1 protein-coding gene is annotated in these 1,594 nt (G+C 66.9%); it reads right to left on the bottom strand.

Annotated features, from left to right (window positions below; genetic code table 11):
• Window positions 1-1,402: AMP-binding protein (locus tag JK364_RS54215; protein ID WP_230993975.1), on the bottom strand; the 1,402-nt coding region annotated here is incomplete at its 3' end.
• Window positions 1,403-1,594 lie beyond the last annotated feature (192 nt).

The following is a 1,594-nucleotide window of genomic DNA, read 5'->3' as shown; positions in this document are numbered from 1 at the left end:
CGATGGCCTGCCACAGCGTCGGCGTGGCCTGCATCACCGACACCCGCCACCGCTCGACCAACCCCGCCAACGCCACCGGATCACCCACCTCCACATCCGCAGCCACCACCACCCCCGCCCCACACACCAACGGCAAAAACACCTCCAACGCCGCAATATCAAACGAAACCGTCGTCACCGCCAACAACCGATCCCCAACCCCCAACGACACCCGCTGCCCCACCGCAACCAAAAACCCCTCAACAGCCGCCCGGGACACCACCACACCCTTCGGAACACCCGTCGACCCCGACGTATAGATGACATACGCCGGATGCCGACCATCAACCGGACTCACACGATCGGCATCCGCCAGATCGGTAGCGGAAGCCTGGGCCACGAGCTGCTGAACGTGCTCGTCGTCCAGCACCAGCAACCGACCACTCTCCCACTGGGGTACCCGGTCGGCCGTCTCCCTCGTCGCGAGCACTACCTCCGGCTGAGCATCCTCGAGCATGAAAGCGATCCGGGACGTGGGATAGCGCGGATCGATCGGAACATACGCCCCACCCGCCTTCACCACCGCCAACAACGCCACCACCATCTCCACCGACCGGGACACCACCAGCCCCACCCTGGACTCCGGCCCCACCCCCAACCCCACCAACACCCGAGCCAGACGATTCGCCCGCCCATTCACCTCCCCATACGACACCTCACACCCCTCACACACCACCGCCACCGCATCCCGACCCCGCCGCACCCACCTCTCAAACAACCCCGGCAGCACATCAACGGCACCGCCGTCACCAGACGCGTCCCCGCTCCACGTCTCCACCAACTCCTGTTCCTCGCCCGTGAGCACATCGATCCGCCCCACCAAGCACCCCGGATCAGCAGCAATCGCCTCCAGCACCCGCTCGAAACGGGCCGCGATCACCTCCACCGCATCCCGGTCGAACACATCAGGCCGGTACCCCCACCGCACCTGAAGCCGCTCACCAGGAATCACCGTCAACGCCAACGTGTAATGCGTCGCATCCCGGCCCCCACTGGCCCGGACCCGCACAGCGCCCTCCCCGGTCGCCCCAGGCGTCACCGGATAGTTCTCGTAAATCACCACCGTGTCGAACCGGGCCCCCGCACCCACCGCCGCCTGAATCTCCGACAACCCCACGAACTGATGCTCCGACAACCGCCCCCGCGTCTCCTGCAACCCCGACAACAACCCCGACACCGGCACCCCCACCCCAGCCCTGACCCGCACCGGCACCGTATTGATACACAACCCCACCAACGACTCAGCACCCACCAACTCCACCGGCCGCACCGCCACCGTCGCCCCGAACACCACATCCTCACGCCCCAACAACCGCCCCAACACCACACCCCACGCCCCCTGCACCAACGTGTTCAACGTCAACCCCAACCCCCGCCCACACTCCACCAACCGCCCCGTCAAACCCTCCGGCACCTCACACCACACCTCACCCGGCACCACCCCACCACCACCAGCAACCACCGGCCCCAACACCGACGACTCCTCCACCCCCGCCAACACCCCACACCACGCCACAACCCCCGCACCCCGATCCCGCGACCCATACCACGCGAG

Source organism: Streptomyces endocoffeicus (assembly GCF_016741935.1).
GTDB classification, from domain to species: Bacteria; Actinomycetota; Actinomycetes; order Streptomycetales; family Streptomycetaceae; genus Streptomyces; species Streptomyces endocoffeicus.
The sequence above is the reverse complement of the archived record's forward strand: the minus strand, read 5'-3'. Positions and strand labels throughout refer to the sequence as shown.